Annotated in this window: 15 protein-coding genes; all 15 read left to right on the top strand. The window is 35.0% G+C overall.

Features of this window, described 5'->3' with window-relative positions:
* The first annotated feature begins 6 nt into the window (after positions 1 to 6).
* The 15 genes from ACTIEI_RS10270 (at position 7) to ACTIEI_RS10200 (ending at position 17,374) form a co-directional block, all read left to right on the top strand.
* On the top strand, positions 7 to 906 hold the full coding sequence (locus ACTIEI_RS10270) for a hypothetical protein (protein ID WP_439506204.1): 900 nt from the start codon (positions 7 to 9) through the stop codon (positions 904 to 906).
* Between the two features lie 12 nt (positions 907 to 918).
* On the top strand, positions 919 to 1,161 hold the full coding sequence (locus tag ACTIEI_RS10265) for a hypothetical protein (RefSeq protein WP_439506203.1): 243 nt from the start codon (positions 919 to 921) through the stop codon (positions 1,159 to 1,161).
* 132 nt (positions 1,162 to 1,293) lie between these two features.
* Positions 1,294 to 1,833, top strand: coding sequence for an STM3941 family protein (locus ACTIEI_RS10260; protein WP_439506202.1), 540 nt, complete (start codon positions 1,294 to 1,296; stop codon positions 1,831 to 1,833).
* A 28-nt stretch (positions 1,834 to 1,861) separates the two neighbouring features.
* Positions 1,862 to 2,773: an ABC transporter substrate-binding protein gene (locus ACTIEI_RS10255; RefSeq protein ID WP_439506201.1), complete on the top strand. Its 912-nt coding sequence runs from the start codon at positions 1,862 to 1,864 to the stop codon at positions 2,771 to 2,773.
* A gap of 188 nt (positions 2,774 to 2,961) precedes the next feature.
* Positions 2,962 to 5,799, top strand: coding sequence for an FG-GAP repeat domain-containing protein (locus tag ACTIEI_RS10250; protein ID WP_439506200.1), 2,838 nt, complete (start codon positions 2,962 to 2,964; stop codon positions 5,797 to 5,799).
* Positions 5,800 to 6,331: 532 nt separating this feature from the next.
* Positions 6,332 to 6,745 carry a hypothetical protein gene (locus tag ACTIEI_RS10245; protein ID WP_439506199.1) on the top strand — a complete coding sequence of 138 codons (414 nt, stop codon included), beginning with the start codon at positions 6,332 to 6,334 and terminating at the stop codon, positions 6,743 to 6,745.
* A 45-nt stretch (positions 6,746 to 6,790) separates the two neighbouring features.
* Positions 6,791 to 7,390, top strand: a complete 600-nt coding sequence (locus tag ACTIEI_RS10240) for a hypothetical protein (protein WP_439506198.1) — start codon at positions 6,791 to 6,793, stop codon at positions 7,388 to 7,390.
* Positions 7,391 to 7,607: 217 nt separating this feature from the next.
* On the top strand, positions 7,608 to 8,213 hold the full coding sequence (locus tag ACTIEI_RS10235; protein WP_439506197.1) for a DUF5700 domain-containing putative Zn-dependent protease: 606 nt from the start codon (positions 7,608 to 7,610) through the stop codon (positions 8,211 to 8,213).
* Positions 8,197 to 8,367, top strand: coding sequence for a DUF5700 domain-containing putative Zn-dependent protease (locus ACTIEI_RS10230; protein ID WP_439506196.1), 171 nt, complete (start codon positions 8,197 to 8,199; stop codon positions 8,365 to 8,367). The genes ACTIEI_RS10235 and ACTIEI_RS10230 overlap by 17 nt, the downstream gene beginning before the upstream one ends.
* Before the next feature lie 21 nt (positions 8,368 to 8,388).
* Entirely contained in the window at positions 8,389 to 8,844 is a 456-nt protein-coding gene (locus tag ACTIEI_RS10225; protein ID WP_439506195.1) for a hypothetical protein, read from the top strand.
* Between the two features lie 135 nt (positions 8,845 to 8,979).
* Positions 8,980 to 9,585, top strand: a complete 606-nt coding sequence (locus ACTIEI_RS10220) for an RNA polymerase sigma factor (RefSeq protein WP_439506194.1) — start codon at positions 8,980 to 8,982, stop codon at positions 9,583 to 9,585.
* Positions 9,586 to 9,651: 66 nt separating this feature from the next.
* Positions 9,652 to 10,887, top strand: a complete 1,236-nt coding sequence (locus tag ACTIEI_RS10215; RefSeq protein ID WP_439506193.1) for a hypothetical protein — start codon at positions 9,652 to 9,654, stop codon at positions 10,885 to 10,887.
* A 23-nt stretch (positions 10,888 to 10,910) separates the two neighbouring features.
* The gene (locus ACTIEI_RS10210) at positions 10,911 to 12,110 is read left to right on the top strand and encodes a FecR family protein (RefSeq protein ID WP_439506192.1); all 1,200 of its coding nucleotides are present in this window, start codon (positions 10,911 to 10,913) and stop codon (positions 12,108 to 12,110) included.
* Positions 12,111 to 12,225: 115 nt separating this feature from the next.
* A complete protein-coding gene (locus ACTIEI_RS10205; RefSeq protein ID WP_439506191.1) occupies positions 12,226 to 15,585 on the top strand; it encodes a TonB-dependent receptor in 3,360 nt (1,119 codons plus the stop codon).
* Positions 15,586 to 15,595: 10 nt separating this feature from the next.
* Positions 15,596 to 17,374 (top strand): RagB/SusD family nutrient uptake outer membrane protein, encoded by a 1,779-nt coding sequence (locus ACTIEI_RS10200; protein WP_439506190.1) that lies wholly within the window; start codon positions 15,596 to 15,598, stop codon positions 17,372 to 17,374.
* Positions 17,375 to 17,387 lie beyond the last annotated feature (13 nt).

Here is a 17,387-nt window from a genome sequence, read left to right as displayed (position 1 = left end):
TTTAAAATGAAAATCGTACCATTAATTTTAGTTTTAGTTTTTGGCTGTATCAATACAGACAAGAAAGAAAATCAAGATACTCAGAAGCAAAAAAGCGATACTACATATAATTATCCAACAGTAAGTTATCTTGACTTAAAACTTGAAAATGGACAACTTCCATCGAATCCTTATATTGTAGAATTTACAAACGGAAAGAAAAAAATCGTCTTCTGTGGAACAATGCATTTGAGTAAGGCAGATCTCAACAATCCGCTATACAAAAAAATTGAAGCTGCTTTTTTCGCTTTCCGTCCAGACGTTTGTGTTAATGAAGGCGGGGATATTTCTCAAAAGATTTACACTTCAAAAAAAGAGGCAATACTCAGTGATGGTGAGATTGGGCTAACTAAAATTTTAGCAGACAGCTTAAAATTAAGTTGTGTAAACGGTGATATGAATGAAGCGTATGAGTTCAAAAATCTTTTACAGAGATATTCTACTGAAGAGTTTATTGCTTACGTAGTTAATGAGCGACTAATGTGGGAATTAAAAGGTAGGAAAATATTTAATCAGCAAGATGTTGAGAAAGAGTTTAACAAATTTATTCAAGGATATATAATGACATTAGGTAAAGTAAATCTTACTGAAACAGAACAATCATTCGATTTTTTCAAGGCAAGTTTTGAAAAGACAGTTGGAAGACCCTTTGATATAAATAGACCAGAGCCTTCCAATCCATTTGATCCAAAAGGTAAATTTCAAGAAATTGGTAGAGTTTCAAAGCAAATACGAGATCAAAATTTGATAGGAACTATTGACCAATTATTAGATGCATACGATAAGATTTTTATTGTTTTTGGTGGTTGGCATTTGTTTACTTGCAAACCGGGAATTGAAGAAATTATTAACCGAAAGCGAAAATAATAGCTTAGTAAAATGATAAATAAGTACACCGAATGGCATAACGGTTTGACTCCATTGAAGAAATTTAGTGTATCATTTATGCTAAATTGGCTTTACTGGCTTATAGCTTGGTTAATTGCCGATGAATTCATTTTTGAAGAAAAACATTCGTGGAAGTATCATGTATTTCATGCGACTTGGATGGCATTCTTTATGACGATTTCTTTTAGTTGGAAAGGTGTAAAACAAATTTTCAAAAGAACTCGCAATAGCTAAAAGCTATTTTATGCCAATCTATTAACGCATTTTTTGAATTCCAAATTATAAATTTTCTATTTATAAGCGGAATTTCGTTTTGCGTAGTTGAAATATCGAGACACACTCATTATACATATTATTTAGCACGAAATGATGCAAGAAGAACAAATCGAAATTCCTCTTAGTAAAAAAAAATTAGTTTTAATCTTATTTGGTGCAATTAGCTTTGTTCTCATTGGACTCTGGTTTTTGATAAATCCACCAATTAGTAGCCACCAAATTTTTGGTCTTTCTTCAATATATTCCATTGTAGGCTTTATTTCAGTCTTGTTTTTTGGATTGGTAGCGGTTGCTATTTTTCCTAAAATTTCGGATAAAAAAGCAGGAATTATCATTAATAGTCAGGGAATAATTGATAATTCTAGTGGTGTTTCAGCAGGTCTTGTATCCTGGAAGGATATCCAAGAAATTAAGGTTGCACAAGTAATGAATGAAAAATTCTTAATGCTTATTGTTAAAAATCCTCAAGATTATATTGCCAAAATAAAAAACACCATTAAACGGAAAGGAATGGAAATTAATTATAAAACTTATGGTTCACCAATAAGTATTTCGGCTAGTGCCTTAAAAATAAACTTCGATGAATTACATAAGTTGTTGGTAGATAAAATGGAAGAGTATAGTTCATAATAGATAAGAGGCGTTTAACCCATAGCAAATGACTGAATTAAGATTAGCACTTGATTGGACTCCCAATGTCAATCATATTGGATTTATTGTTGCAAAAGAGTTAGGACTTTATCATCAACAAGGGATTGATCTTCAAATCTTAAATCCCTTAGATGATCAGTATTCGATGACACCAGGAAAAAAATTGGAGCTTGATTTTGCTGACTTAGCAATTGCGCCTTTTGAGACGGTTATAAGCTTGAATAATAAAGTAAATCAAGTTCAAGCAATAGCGATTTACGCAATCTTACAAAAGGATTTAAGCTGTATTACTTCGCTCAAATCAGCTAATATTTCATCCCCAAAGTTGCTTGACGGCAAATCATACGCCTCTTATAAGGCACGTTATGAAGACTATATTGTGAAAGAAATGATTAAAAACGATGGGGGTGAAGGAGATATCAAAATAGTTTATCCTGAAAAGCTTGGCATTTGGAATACGCTGTTGACTGGTAAAGCTGATTCTACATGGATTTTTGATAATTGGGAGGGGATTGAAGCTAGCAGCAAGGGTATTGAATTGAACAAGTTTACATTAGCTGACTTCAATATACCTTATGGCTATTCACCCATTGTATTGACAAAGCGGGAATCTATTGCAGAGAATAAAGAACTCTATTCAACCTTTATTAAGACCACCCAAAAAGGTTTCTTGTATGTCAAAAAAAATGTAGCCGAATCGGTAAAGATTTTAAAAAGTTACATGACCGAGTATGATCTCAATAATATTGATGTAGAAAAATCAATCATGTTTTCAATTCCTTATTTCGGAGATGAATCTAGTTGTGGTGTTATGGAACAGGAAAGAGTGACAAGCTTTTTAAACTGGCTTGTCGATAAAGGATTAGAAGATATAGTGATTTTAAATCAACCTCTTTTTACAAATGATTTATTTGAATAAACAACTGCTATTAACCCGTATAGAATTTGCTTAATGATAGGGAAGTATTGGTTTAGAAAAATTTGTTTCCAGACCAGAAAAAATTCACCATTAACTTAAACAGTATTCTGTCAATAAGTAAGAGAAATTCTGGCTAAAGTTTAGTAATTTGATTGAAATAAATCGGGTCCCTCAAACTTTGCACAGCCATGTTCCTACTTAAATACATTCGTCTGCTACTTGTAAATTTATTAATTACTGTAACATTTACTTTTAGTAATGCGCAGGCGGTATTACCTGCTTACAAAGCACGCCCTGAGGGATTATATATTACCACGGCTAATTACGCCTTATATCGTATTGATACAACTGGCAAACTAGAACAGTTACAACCACCACCTGCCGATTTTGCTGCACCTGTGAACGTGTTTGAAAATAGTCCAGAGTTATTATGTGGGGCATACGAAACAACTGATGGTCGCATTGTAATTTACAGAAATGCCATTACCCGAGAGGAGCCATACATTTTTACCCCAAAACCAGGTCGTAAATTATTACAAGCGCTACCTTACTCCGGCCGCTCTGGCCCAATGGTTATGTGGGCCGAGGGCAATAAATTTATTATAGCTTATTTAGAAAGAGAGGGTAACAAAATTGTAGAAGAAAGTGAAAAAGTTGTTGAAATGCCAGGTACACCTATTGCAGCTTTTGGCGAAACCAGTAGATTATATGTAAGCTGTATCAACAAGCCTGGTGGCCGTATAACCAATTACGATATACCTATTAATGGAAAGTTTGGAATAGAAGAAGACCTCAGGGGCATTGTAGTGGCTGCCAATTTCAGAGGCTACGACTATAGTTTTATAACAAGAGGACAAAAAGGGGCATTAACCGACTCTTTCTATTATAATAGAAATGGAGCAAATGCTGGAGCGAAGCCGCCTAAACCAGGCAATTATACCTGCCTCGCCGTATCTCAGTATGACCTAATAGTGGCCAATGAAAAAGGCGAATGCTGGACTGGTGTAATTGGTTTCCAAAAATACCCTCATCCAATAAACTGGTTTAAAATTGAATTGCCCGAAGCGGGTATTGTGGGTGCATCCTTTATTACTTTGAAGGATGGTAGAAACATCCCAGTATTTGTAACCCGGCAAAATAAAATGCTTTGGCCAAAAGTGGGTTCGTATTCTGATCCCATTGTATACTCTAAAATAAGTTTAAAAGACATTCAGCCATTGTTGGCCAAAGGCGATTTTACTAATAAAAAGATTACTCCTAATAATCCAAGTGTAAATGTTGCCAATTCAAATTCAAACACAGCGCCGCCGCTTGTTGGTGGCTTATTAAATGGAATGCGAGGTGGCACAGCAGCAATCGATGATACTAAATTAATGGACAGAGGTTATTGGGTTGTCAATTCACGACGTAGTTATACCGATTGGCCAAACCGACAGCAAATAATTGACCTTGATGGAGATGGTTTTACAGATATGCTAACTAGTTACAGTGAAGCAGGCTATATAGATATGTACTATGGTGATGGAACACCTACTGCATCAAGGTATACTAGGCTGGCATTAACCTCTAATGGCAAGGGGCTTCTGGTAGCTGCAGCAGATTTAAATGCAGATAAGAAAACCGATCTTGTAGTGCTAAATCTAGCGGATAGTTCTCTGCAATTGCTGATATTAGAAAGAAAAAACTATTATGTAAGCACATTGCTAGGCAAGTTGGGTATTGAGAATTTTGTGCTGCACGATTATAATGCGGATGGTAATATAGATATACTGGCACCGGGCGGAATTTTTCTTAACAACGGGAAGGCTGCATTTACCCATTATCCAACAGAAAAATTCGAAAAGAATAAAATGGGCTTTTGGATAGGAACTAATGTAGGTCCTGAATATTTAGGTGGTATAGGAGATTTAGATGGCAATGGTAGTGCTGATTTTGTGAAAAGAGTAGCGGGTAAAAATTTGTATGATGGTATTGAAATACAGTTGATGCCTTTGGTAAAAAATCTACAAGCACAAGTACGAAATGAACCGCTGGGAAAAATAAAACTAATTACACCTTACGATATAGAAAGCTTAGCAATTGCAGATGTAAATGGAGATGGTAGAGCTGATATTTTTGCTATTTGCAAAAAGGCATACAAAATGTTGTGTTATATAAACAAAGGCAATAAAGCATTTGAGCTTACCGAAATAGCAACGGGCAGTAACCCATCCGAAATGTACCGAAGTCCTTTATTAGTTAGAGATGTAGACAACGATGGTTTGCAAGACGTGGTTGCTTCATTGGGGGGCTATCCTCAGGTATTTGGTTGTAACCAAAAAAATGGAATCCCAAAGTTAAAAATGCCAATTGTAGACAATACGAAAGACAGGGAGTTGAACTACGGTGCATTGGCAGTAGGCGATATTACCGGCGATGGAATTGCTGATCATGTAGTTTTTCAAGCAGGGCTGAACAAAATAGATGGTATGGTATCCTGTGGAGGCAACGAATATTGCATGGCGCTTACGCTATACAAGGGCAGAAAAAGCGGGAGTGACCTTGTATTTGAAGGGAGGGAATCTCCCAATAGTATGGCAAGATTAGCTGAAATAGGCCGCAGAAAAACGGAAGAAAATAGAGCAGCAGCTGCCAGAAATAACAACGGCAATAATCAACCCAATACCAGCAAAACAGAAACCGGTCCGATTAAGATCAATGAAAGTTTTACTGAGAGATATGATATTTCTAGAAGCTGGAATAAAGACGAAAGCCCTGGGCAATATAATAGAATGCAGACTACAGTAAAATTTGAGTTTACTCCAACTACAATTCAGAAATATTGGCTACGAGGTACTTTTAATTTTCGATGGGAATTAGCAGAAACTTATACAATTATTCAAAGTGAAATCAGAAAATTGGATGATGGAAGCCCAGTTTATTTATATGTCACTAGTAATAAATACCAAATAGGAGTGAATAGAGGCTCCTTTAAAAATATCATCATTTTTGATGGGTCAAAAAATGTAGAATATGTATCTCAGTAAAATTTTAGCAGTTTTGTTGGTATTACCAGTAATGAGAAATGCAAAAGTCAGTAATTACAATGATTGTAATTAGGTTGAACAATTCCAATCCCCCTCAAAAGACTAAATTCGGTAAATGATAAAAAAGCACACCGAATGACATTCTTAATGACTGTATCATTCAGTTGGAAAGAAGTAAAGCAAATTTTCAAAAAACCTATAAAATAGCAATTTACAAGGACTAACGACAGAAGAGAGATACATATAAAGAGCCCAGCTATTAACTGGGCTCTTTATATTTTTAATCTTAGCGTGCTTTTTTCTTTGGATCCGCTTTTTTTTGTGCGGAGCTTTTCTTTTTTGTTGGTTTATTCTTCTTTGGTTCTGCGTTCTTTTTCGGCATACAGTTAAATTTAGGTTTAGGCAATAAAGATACATACTAAGTAGCTGTTATGAAGCAATCTTTTTATATTAAGATATTTATACCTATATTCATTTTTTAGCTGGCAAAAGCTAATTGTAACTCATTCACGAGGTGAATAAATTTGAAATTATGCTCGAAGAATTAGACTTCATTACTTTTTTTGGACCGGCTATTTTATTAGCGTCACTTGTCTTATTGATCATGGCGTATTTTAGAAGCCGGAAAAAAGACACTGCTATAAATAAAGCAATTGACCATTTTAAAAGTACTACGATTGTTTTTGGTATTCTTATAGTAATTCTGTGGTTATCACTTCCTTCAACGCCTAGTTTAAAAACTTTTGGATATCCCGCAACAATTGATGAAATAAACGGTGACAAAAAAATACTAAGACTCTTACAAACGTATAATAAAGCAATAGCAAGAACTACAGAAGTATTACAATGGTTCTTATTTCTATTTACTTGGTGGTTCTTGTCTACCTTATATGTTTTGTTTAAAGTATTTAAATCTGATAAAAAGCAATCATTTAAACAATTATAGAATATTTATGAGCTTACTATAATTGTAAATAATCAATTTCTTCAAATGAAACATATCCTGATAATCTTTCTTCTCCTAACCCAGCTAACCAGCTATTCGCGAACTGTTGCCCCCAAATACAACTTCAGTTATAAAGTAATGGAAGTTGAGGGCGACTTAAACAAAGACGGCTTACCAGACAAAGTAATTGTAACGCAGGACACGGTACATGAAAATGCACCATATCGGTTGCAAGTATTCTTTAAAGAGCCAAGCGGTCAATACAAGCTTATTGTAACGAGTACAAAAATCATAGAACCGCAATATCCAGACGGCAGAGACGGATACCGTACTGGAGATGAATTTGGTGAGGTGTCAATCAACAAGGGAATCCTTGGAATAAGATTCGATTTGTTGCGAGGGAACTATGAACACAAATTCAGATTTCAAAAAGGCAACTTTGAATTGATAGGGTATACTGAATATTTATCAGACGGTCAGGGGGTTATGAGATCAATTGACTTTAATCTTTCAACAGGAGTAAGAATTGAAAAATTAGAACGCTATGATACAGATAAACTATTGAGTCAAAAAACCAAAAAAATCCTCATCAGACCATTACCCAAGTTACAAGATTTAGTTCCTGGGGAGCATGAATTATATTAAGAGAGCCATTCTGGGCGAGTATTTTAAACAATTTGCAATTACCATTTCGTAAATTCCATAAACCATGAAACAAATACATTTAATAATATTTCTTTTTGTTTTCTCGCTTTCTGTTAATGGTCAGAAATTGAATTTTGAAGCATTAGATAAATACTTTTCAATTACAGAAAGTTAAAAGCAAAATATTCCTTTATCTCAGGAATCTTGGAAGAATTTATTGTCTTCGGCAGGAATTCAACTTTATATAAAAAACAATTCACTTGATGAATCAACATTAGAGATATATAGGCAAAACTTAGAGTATGCCTATATGCCCAAATATGATAGCTTGCTAAAAGCCCGCTTGATGAATCGAGAAAAAAATTTCATACTCTGGATTTTTAATAACTATAAAACGCAAGAAATCGAATTATGGAATTACTATCATAAAATCAAAGCGAATCAAAGCGGTTATAGGGATAGTTTGTATAAGCACTGTTATAGTCTTTTACCAAAAAGAATGTGGAAGAGAGCAACAAATACGACAATTTATTTTATTCCTTTAATGAATGATGCCGTTGCAGAAGAGAAAGACGTTGTTTTCACTTTGTATTGTGTTTATCATTATGACAAATTAAAGTTAGGCTCATTGGGCGGACATGAACTGCATCATATCTTAAGACAAAATAAATCTTTAACGAATACTAAAGACAAATTCCTCTATGAAGCTTTGACCTTATTGTTAAATGAAGGTAGCGCTGATTTAATAGACAAAAAATACACAGCTTTATATTGCACCAATGTCTGGTCATATTCCAGGTTGTTATATGGCTTACATCATTGACCGTAATGGGTTGAAAAATGAACTGATTAATAGTATAGACGATCCTGTTAAATTCATAATGATTTATAATAAAGCGGCTAAATTAGATAAGGAAAAGCCTTACTGTTTTTCGGATAATGTAATAACCTATATTAATAAAATAAAGCAAAAATAATCCTGCGAATTAAAAATAAATATGATAAAATTAATTGAGAGACAAGGAATTGCTAATAATTTAAAAGCATTTAATGCATATCAACAATTTGGCAGCCTTTTAAAGGCACTAGAATCAAAGGAATTGCCAAATACCACAGTTGATCAAATTAACCGCGATATTGAAGAATTAAATAACCTATCCGACAGTGATAAATATTTAGTAAAGAAAATTAAAGCAAAAGAAAATAGCGTTATAAAATTAGTAGAGAAAATGCATAAAATTGTACCAATCAATTATTATAGAAAATTATGGATGGTAGTTGGAATGTCCGCATTTGGGTTGCCAATGGGGGTCGCATTTGGGTTAAGTATTGGTAATTTGGGAATGCTAGGAATCGGATTGCCAATTGGTATGGCAATTGGGATTGGGGTAGGTACTAGTATGGATAAAAAGGCATTAAGTGAAGGTCGACAATTAGAATTTGAGGTTAAATAATAGCCTAAATCCCCCCTTAAAAGCTTATGTATATTTATTTTAAATTTAATATATACTTTTAATGGTTTTATAATCTAGCAGAATTATAACATTTCCTTTACTTTTGGTTAGACGCGGAAAGGGTTGCTACTGCCAATGACTGACTTTGCCAATATGTATAGTGATGAATTCTGCCTGATTAAAATACAGGAGGGGGATGAATTTTATTTTAACGTCATCTTTCAGCGGTATCGCAATCAGCTATTCAATTACCTCTATAAGGTCTCTAAATCCAAGGAAATTGCCGAGGAAATTGTGTTAGATGTTTTTTTAAAACTTTGGCATGGACGAGAAGCCATTACTGAAATCAAAAAGTTAGAAGCTTTCTTATATAGTGTGGCACACAACAAAGCTATTGACTTTTTCAGAGCAGCCAAACGCAGCCCTATATTGCAAGAGGCAGTGTGGGAAGCTATTACAGATTTGACCACCCCTGAAAGTGCAGACGCCCGATTGCATCAACATAATCTAGAAGCTTTAATAAAAGAAGCAATCAATCAATTATCTCCTCAGCGGAAAAAAGTATTTGAATTACGACAAAATGAAGGCTTGAGTTATACTGAAATTGCAGAAACAATGAATCTGTCCACTAATACTGTGCGGAATCACCTTGCAGCTTCTGTAGACTTTATTCGAGAGCATCTTCGTAAGCACAATGCCCTTCTACTCCTACCAGCTAGTTTTTTTGAAAAATTTTTATAGCTCCATTAGTACATCATTGCTTTTTGTTCGTCTTATAAAAGACGAACAAGCCATATAGATAAAACAATGAAGCGATTATTGCCATTTCAAGTACTGCTTTTGGGTGCTTTCTTTTTATTTTCTTGTAAAAAGACCGATGCGCCTAATACCACTACTCCTGTAACGACCCCTACTAATGAAACACTGCAATTAGCACCTTATAATTTTGTATTAGGTACCCATGCTATTTCTGGAAGTTATCAGTTTACTTCAGAAAATAAACTGGTTGAACAGGCCAAAAGAATACGTGAAATGGGGTCTAATATTCTTAAAATATCGTTGGGTAAAAATTCCCCTGACATTTATGGAATAAACGAAGTCATTAAAAGTACCAATACATTATCGCTTTTCACAAATAATGTACCGTATAAAAATGTATGCGATATGGATTTCAAGTATATTTTTTTCTGGGTACATACTTTAACCAATGTAGATTGGAAAAATAATATGAGTGCAGCCAGCGAGAAAATCATCTATGATGAGATGTTTGATTTTGCTTCTTATATTCTTAAAACTTATGATAATTCTGGTAAAACATTTTTCATTGGTAACTGGGAGGGAGATTGGCTATTAATTCCCAATTATGATAGAACCGTAACTCCTTCCCCCACTTTTATTGCTAATATGACTAAGTGGTTTCAGGTAAGGCAAAGAGCAATTGATGATGCAAAGAAAGCGTCTACTGCTGCCAATGTCTCCTTATTCCATTATATAGAAGCTAATTTAGTTTTAAAGGCGATGAATGGCGATCCTGCTGTAGCTAGTAGTGTGTTGCCAAATGTAGATGTTGATTTGGTTTCTTATTCTAGCTATGAAGCGATTAAAGATAAAACCTACGCTCAAAAGAAGATTGATTTAGACAATATTTTTAAATACCTAGAGGGGCAGCTCAAACCTAAATCTGGTATACCTTTTTCTAGAAGAGTATTAATTGGGGAGTATGGTTATCAAGCCAATGCTACCAAGCCAGAAACACTTCAAAAGCAATATGAAGAAACAAAAGAAATCATGAAAATTGGTTTTGAACTAAAGCTGCCATTCATTTTACATTGGCAGATGTACAACAACGAATATGAAAATGGCGTATCAAAGCAAATGTCATTGATTAACGAAGCTGGAGTAAAGACAAAACAGTATTTTTTGCATCAAAATTTTTATAAAGCAATGAATACTTATCTGAAGGAAGAGTTTCAAAAAAATAGTAAATATCCTACAGCAGATCAGTTTAGCACCAAAGCCATTCAGGTATTGGGGACGCTATAATAATTACCTTATTTAATGCGCATATGAGTCAACAAAAAGTAGCTTTAAAAAAGCTGATACATAAATACCTAGAGAATCAGATTTCTCCAGAGGAATACAAAGAACTATGGCTTTTATTAAATGCGTCTAGTGATGAAGAACCTTTGGATCAAGAGTTGATAGCACTCTGGCAATCTGTAAAGCAGTCAGACTCTATCATCCCGCCTGCTGAGTGGGAGAAAAAAATGCAATTGGGTAAAGATAAAATTGAGCAAGATATACAATCATTTAAAAAGGTTAAATCACCCATATTTTTTAAGCGATATAAGTGGATTGCGGCTGCTGCTGTATTCCTCATAGTGGCTACTTCAATAGTAGTATCCATCTCTTCAGATCAAAAAGAAATATATTCCAATACAAAAAAGCAACAACCTAAACAGGATCGATTACCTGGAGGCGACAAAGCTATATTGACCTTGTCTGATGGCAGTACTATTATTTTGGATAGTGCGGTAAACGGGGTACTCGCAAAACAAGGTAATACTAGTGTTGTCAAGAAAAATGACGGTCAACTGGAATATAATTCGGCTGATGGTCAAACAAATGAAGTTGCTTATAATTTATTGCAAACACCGCGGGGCGGACAATATAAAATCACTTTACCAGATGGGAGTAAAGTTTGGTTAAATGCTGCTTCTTCCTTAAAGTATCCAGTTGTATTTGCTGGCAATGAGCGTAGGGTAGATATTTCTGGAGAAGCCTATTTTGAAATTGTGAAAGACGTAACTAAGCCTTTTAAAGTTCATCTGAATAATATGGAAGTTGAAGTGCTCGGTACTCATTTTAATGTAAATGGATATGAAGACGAAGAGTCAGTAAAAACAACACTTGTAGAAGGAAAAGTAAAAGTAGCATCAGCTTCAGGCACTAAATTTCTTAATCCTGGGCAACAAGCTCAGCTAAAACCTTCAGGTAATATTGCTATTACAAACAATATAAATCTCGAAGAGATTATTGCTTGGAAGGATGGCAATTTTCAATTTGAAAATGCAGATATAAAGGCTGTTATGAGGCAATTGGCCCGCTGGTATGATGTTGATGTGACTTATAAAGGAAATATTCAACAACATTTTGTAGGGAGTATTTCAAGAAATGTAAATCTTTCTCAGGTGCTAACCATGTTACAGCAAACTGGTGCAGTTAAATTTAAAATTGACGGTAAACAACTAATTGTAATGCCTTAATACGGCAATCAACTATAAACCCAAAACAACGATTATGCTATTCTCATCTTCAAATGTTCGGCCAAATCGAAAAGTTAACAAGGCCTTTCCTGCGGTTAAGCGCGCACTGTTAATTATGAAGCTTATCAACATTTTTATTTTTGTTGCTTGCTTGCAGGTCTTTGCTGAAACCAATGCACAACCTGTGAATCTCTCATTGAAAAATGTGCCATTTCAAAAAGTGCTTAAAGAGATTAAAAAGCAAACTGGTTTTAATTTTATTTGTACTACAGAGCTTTTAGACCTTATTGGCAATGTTAGTGTTGAAGGCAAGAATCTTTCCTTGCAGAGTGCTTTGCAGGAATGTTTGCAGAAGTCTCCTTTAACCTATACGATAATTGAGAATACCATTGTAATTAAACAAAAACCTCCAATGGAGGAATCAACTACCCTAAAAAAGGAAACTCCATTGGTTGATCAAGTGTTAAAGGGTGTGGTAACAGATGAAACAGGTTTGCCACTAGAAGGTGCTTCTGTTTCTGTAAAAGGAACCGGGAAAGGTGTTAGTGCTGATGCGAATGGTGCTTTCACCATTACTATTCCTGATAATTCCTCTATGATTTTAGTCGTTTCTTTTGTTGGAATGGAAAATAAAGAAGTGAGTGTGAAAGGAATGACAACGGTAAAGGTTGCTTTGAAAAAAATGGATATCTCTCAGCAAGAAGTAATTGTGGTAGGATATGGATCACAACGAAAAGCTACTGTTACAGGAGCAGTTGCGCAAGTTGGTACTAAAGAAATGCAATCTGCCCCTGCGCCAAATACTTCTCAGTTATTAGTTGGACGATTACCTGGTTTAATAGCTAAAACAGAGAATGCTTTACCTGGCGCAGATAATGCAAACTTACAAATTAGAGGATATGGAAATGCGTTGATTATTGTGGATGGTTTACCTACTCCTTTTAATCGTATTGATCCAAATGATATTGAATCTATTTCCATTTTGAAAGATGCTTCTGCTGCAATATATGGAGCGAGAGCCGGAAATGGTGTTATTCTCGTTACTACAAAAAGAGGAAAAACTGGAGCACCTCAAATTAATTACACTGGCACATATACATACCAAATGCCATCTGCATTCCAAAATACAGTTAATGCGGGCGATTGGGCAGAATTACGTAGAGAAGCAGCACTTAATTATGGACTAAATCCTGGTGACTTTACAGAAGATGTGGTAAATAAATATAAAGCTGGAACAGAGCCCAATTACCGATCTTACAATTGGCGTGATGCTTTGTTCCGTGGGGGTGCACCAATGATGCAGCAAAGCATCACCGTGAGTGGAGGTTCTGCAAATCTTAAATACTTTGGCTCATTGGGTGTTACTGATCAACAGAGTGTATTTACTTCTAGTGATTATTATTACAAAAGATACAACGCAAGATTAAACGTTGATGCAAAAATTGCAGAAAACCTCTCTATGCGATTTGATATGCAGTACCGTTTTGGAGAGCAACAAACGGTGGGTTCTATTGAAGATGTAATGGTTGATTTTGGTACTGCACAACCTCGCTATAATCCTTATTTACCAGACCCCACTAGAAATGCTTATACAGGATTTCAGGGACGTAATCCACTTTTAAGAACAGATGCAAGTAGAAAAGGGTATAACAGAACAAGTTCTAATTTCTTCAATAGTCAAGTAGGTCTTACTTATACTGTTCCATTTGTTCAAGGGTTGAAAGTAGGGGTGGATTTATTGCTTAGTCAATCTGCAGATTATACAAAATCTTTTAATCTTCCTGCAGAAGTATATGATTATGATTATGAAACAAAGGTTTATACCTATATGGCTAATATGGGAAACTTTATTTCATTGAGAGAAACGAATGCGCGTTATTTTCAAGTGTATCCAATGTTGAAATTGAATTATGACAGAACCTTTGGTAAGCATCGTATCAGTGGTATGGCCATTGCTGAACAAATTAAAAATGGAGGTAATTCGTTGATGGCTTATCGTCGTGATTTATTGTCACCAACTGTTCAGCAACTATTTTCTGGAGGACAAGATTTTCAAGAGAATACAGGAACGCAAAGCCAAATGTCTAGGGTTGGATATATAGGTAAATTAAATTATGATTTTGAAGGTAAGTATCTGGCTGAATTCATTTTACGCGCTGATGCAAGTGCTAATTTCCCTTCAAATTCAAGATGGGGTTACTTTCTAGGCATTTCTGCTGGTTGGGTTTTTTCTAAGGAAAAATTCATGGATAGGGCATCGTCTTGGTTATACAATGGTAAGTTAAGACTTTCTTATGGTCAGTCTGGTAATGATGGAACCAGTCAATTTAGTTATTTAACTGGATATGATATTGATCCAAATGGTTATATCATTGGCAATACCAATTACAAAACCATTAGCACTACAGGACTTCCCAATCCTGATATAACTTGGGAAAGTATTACTAACTACAATCTTGGCTTAGATTTATCTTTCTTTAAAGGTAAATTAGTTGTGGAGGGAAATATATTTTATCGGATTAGAGATGGAATATTAGCGACACAACAAAGGGCTGTACCGTCCACTTTTGGAGCCACTTTGCCATTAGTGAATTTGAATAGACAAAGCAATAGAGGATTTGAATTGATGATTGACTATCGTCCTAAAGTAAAGGGTGTTCAGTTATCCATTATGCCAACTTTTACTTTAACAAAAAATCGTTGGGATTACCGGGATGAAACAATATACACCGACCCTGACCAAATCAGAATATTCCAATTAACTGGCCGTTCTGCAAACCTTTCATGGGGATATAAATCAGATGGTTTGTTTATGTCACAGGCTGAAATTAACCGTTTAGGATTTAATCAAGATGGAGTTGGTAATACAAGTTTAAAACCCGGAGATATTCGATACGTCGACTTAAATAAAGATGGATTGTTAGATTGGCGCGATCAGGATATTATTGGTAAAGGAACATTTCCTGAGATTACTTACAGTTTAATTACGGGAGCAACTTATAAAGGGTTTTCATTAGAAATGGTATGGCAGGGGTCAACAGGATTTAATTTCTATGTAACTGGTGCTTCGGCATCGATGTTCTCGAATGAGTCTATTCCTCACGATTATCATTATCAATATCGTTGGAAGCCTAATCCAACCGACCCTACTAGCAATATAAATCCGAATGCACAATTGCCTGCCGCGTCTTTGGGTTTAAATCCCAATAATATTAAGCGTTCAGACTTCTGGATGAAAGATGCTACGTTTATTCGTTTACGTAATATCAATCTCTCTTATACGATAGGAAGTAATTGGGTTAAAAAAATCGGATTTAAAAACTTCCAGGTTTTTGCTTCTGCTACTAACTTAATAACCATTAGCAAACTAGGGTTTTATAAAAACACTTTTGATCCAGATGCTAACTTAAGTGGCGAGGGAAGAAACTATCCAATTCATAAAAATATTTCTGGCGGTGTAAGGTTATCATTTTAAAATATTAATCATGAAAAAAGTATTCTTAGGGTTTATATTAATGAGCATGATGGGTTGTTCTAAAGTATTAGATATTCAGCCCCTTGATATGATTGCGGAAACAGCTGTATTCAGCGATAAGAATTTAATTGAAGCCAATTTGTTGAGTCTTTATAATCGAACCAAATTTCAGGAATTAGGGAATCAGGAAAATTTCAATATGGGATTATTGGCTGGCCCAGGTGGAGAATATCGTGCATTTGGTGATTGGCAAGATCCCTACATTGCCTCCATTAAAATTTACGATAACACAGGGTCTGGTTTGTTAGACTATTGGGCTTATACTGCAATCAGACAACTCAATGAATTTATAGGGGGAGTGAATAGTTCTAAGTTTGAGCAAGCGTATAAAGATCAAAAAATAAGCGAAGCAAGATTTTTAAGAGGCTTTATTTATTTTCAAATGGTGAAGCGTTTTGGTGGAGTACCTATCATTACCAAAGTACAGAGCTTGAACGACCCTAAAGAAGAATTGTATCCTGCTCGTAATAAGGAAGCAGAAGTATATGATTTTATTGGTAAGGAAATGGATGAGATTGCTGCATTATTGCCTACTTCTTATACCTCGAATGATTACAGTAGACCAACTCGATTTGCTGCGTTTGCATTGAAAAGCCGTGCTTTGTTATATGCTGGAAGTATTGCAAAATTTGGTACTGTTGCTTTGAATGGTATTATTGGAATACCTGCTGCTGATGCGGAAAAATATTTTACTGCTTCATTAGATGCATCTAAGAAAATAATGGACAATAGTTCATTTAGTTTATACAATAAACTGCCAAACGATCCTACCAAGAATTTCACACAACTATTTACCGATGAAAATAATAATCCAGAGATAATTTTTGGAGTGAAGTGGGATCCTAAATTGAATAAAGGCCATTCATGGGATGCTTTATGCACACCTGCAGGCTTTACTTCTGGTTGGAATTCTAATTTCAACGTGTTTTTAGAATTTGCTGATTTATTTGATTATCAAGATGGAAGATCGGGAGTAATTAACAGGAGCAGATTAAATAATAATACCCTTTGGGATATCGATTCATTATTTGGTTTGAGAGACCCCCGTTTTAAAGCATCTATGTTTTATCCAGAACAAATTTGGCAGGGCAAAAAAGTGTTTTTTCATTCAAGCACTATTTATAGGAACGCAAGTGGACAAAGAGTTACGAGCACTAGTGAAACATTTATGATTCCTAATTCTGTTTCTCCACAGTTCCCTGATGGTTTCTATGCAAAAGCACCTAATAGAAATACGCAAAAGACAGGATTACACGTAAGAAAAAGATGTGATGAAGCGTTGACTCCTGCAGTTAGCTTACAATCGGGAACAGACTTTATTGTATTTAGATTAGGGGAAGTATTATTAAACTATGCGGAAGCGGCTTTCTATTTGAATAGAAATGCTGATGCATTAACTGCAATCAACCAAATTCGTCAAAGAGCTAAAATGCCTGTAAGAACAATTTTAACCGAAGCTCAGCTAAGACAAGAAAGACAAGTGGAATTAGCATTCGAGGAGCATCGTTACTGGGATATACGTAGGTGGAGAATTGCAGAAGCCACTTTAAATGGAAGGCGTTTACAGGGTTTGAACTATGTGTATGATTTTGATGCTAAAAAATATATTATCACTTTGAAGAATGCAGAGGGAGCTACAAGAGTTTTCCAACCTAGACATTATTATTTGCCTTTAGGTATCGGTAGAATTGCCGATAACCCAAGCTTAGTCGAGAATCCTGGATACTAGAATTAATCAATCT

The organism is Sediminibacterium sp., assembly GCF_051860225.1.
GTDB lineage: Bacteria > Bacteroidota > Bacteroidia > Chitinophagales > Chitinophagaceae > Sediminibacterium.
This window is presented reverse-complemented; position numbering and strand designations above follow the sequence as displayed.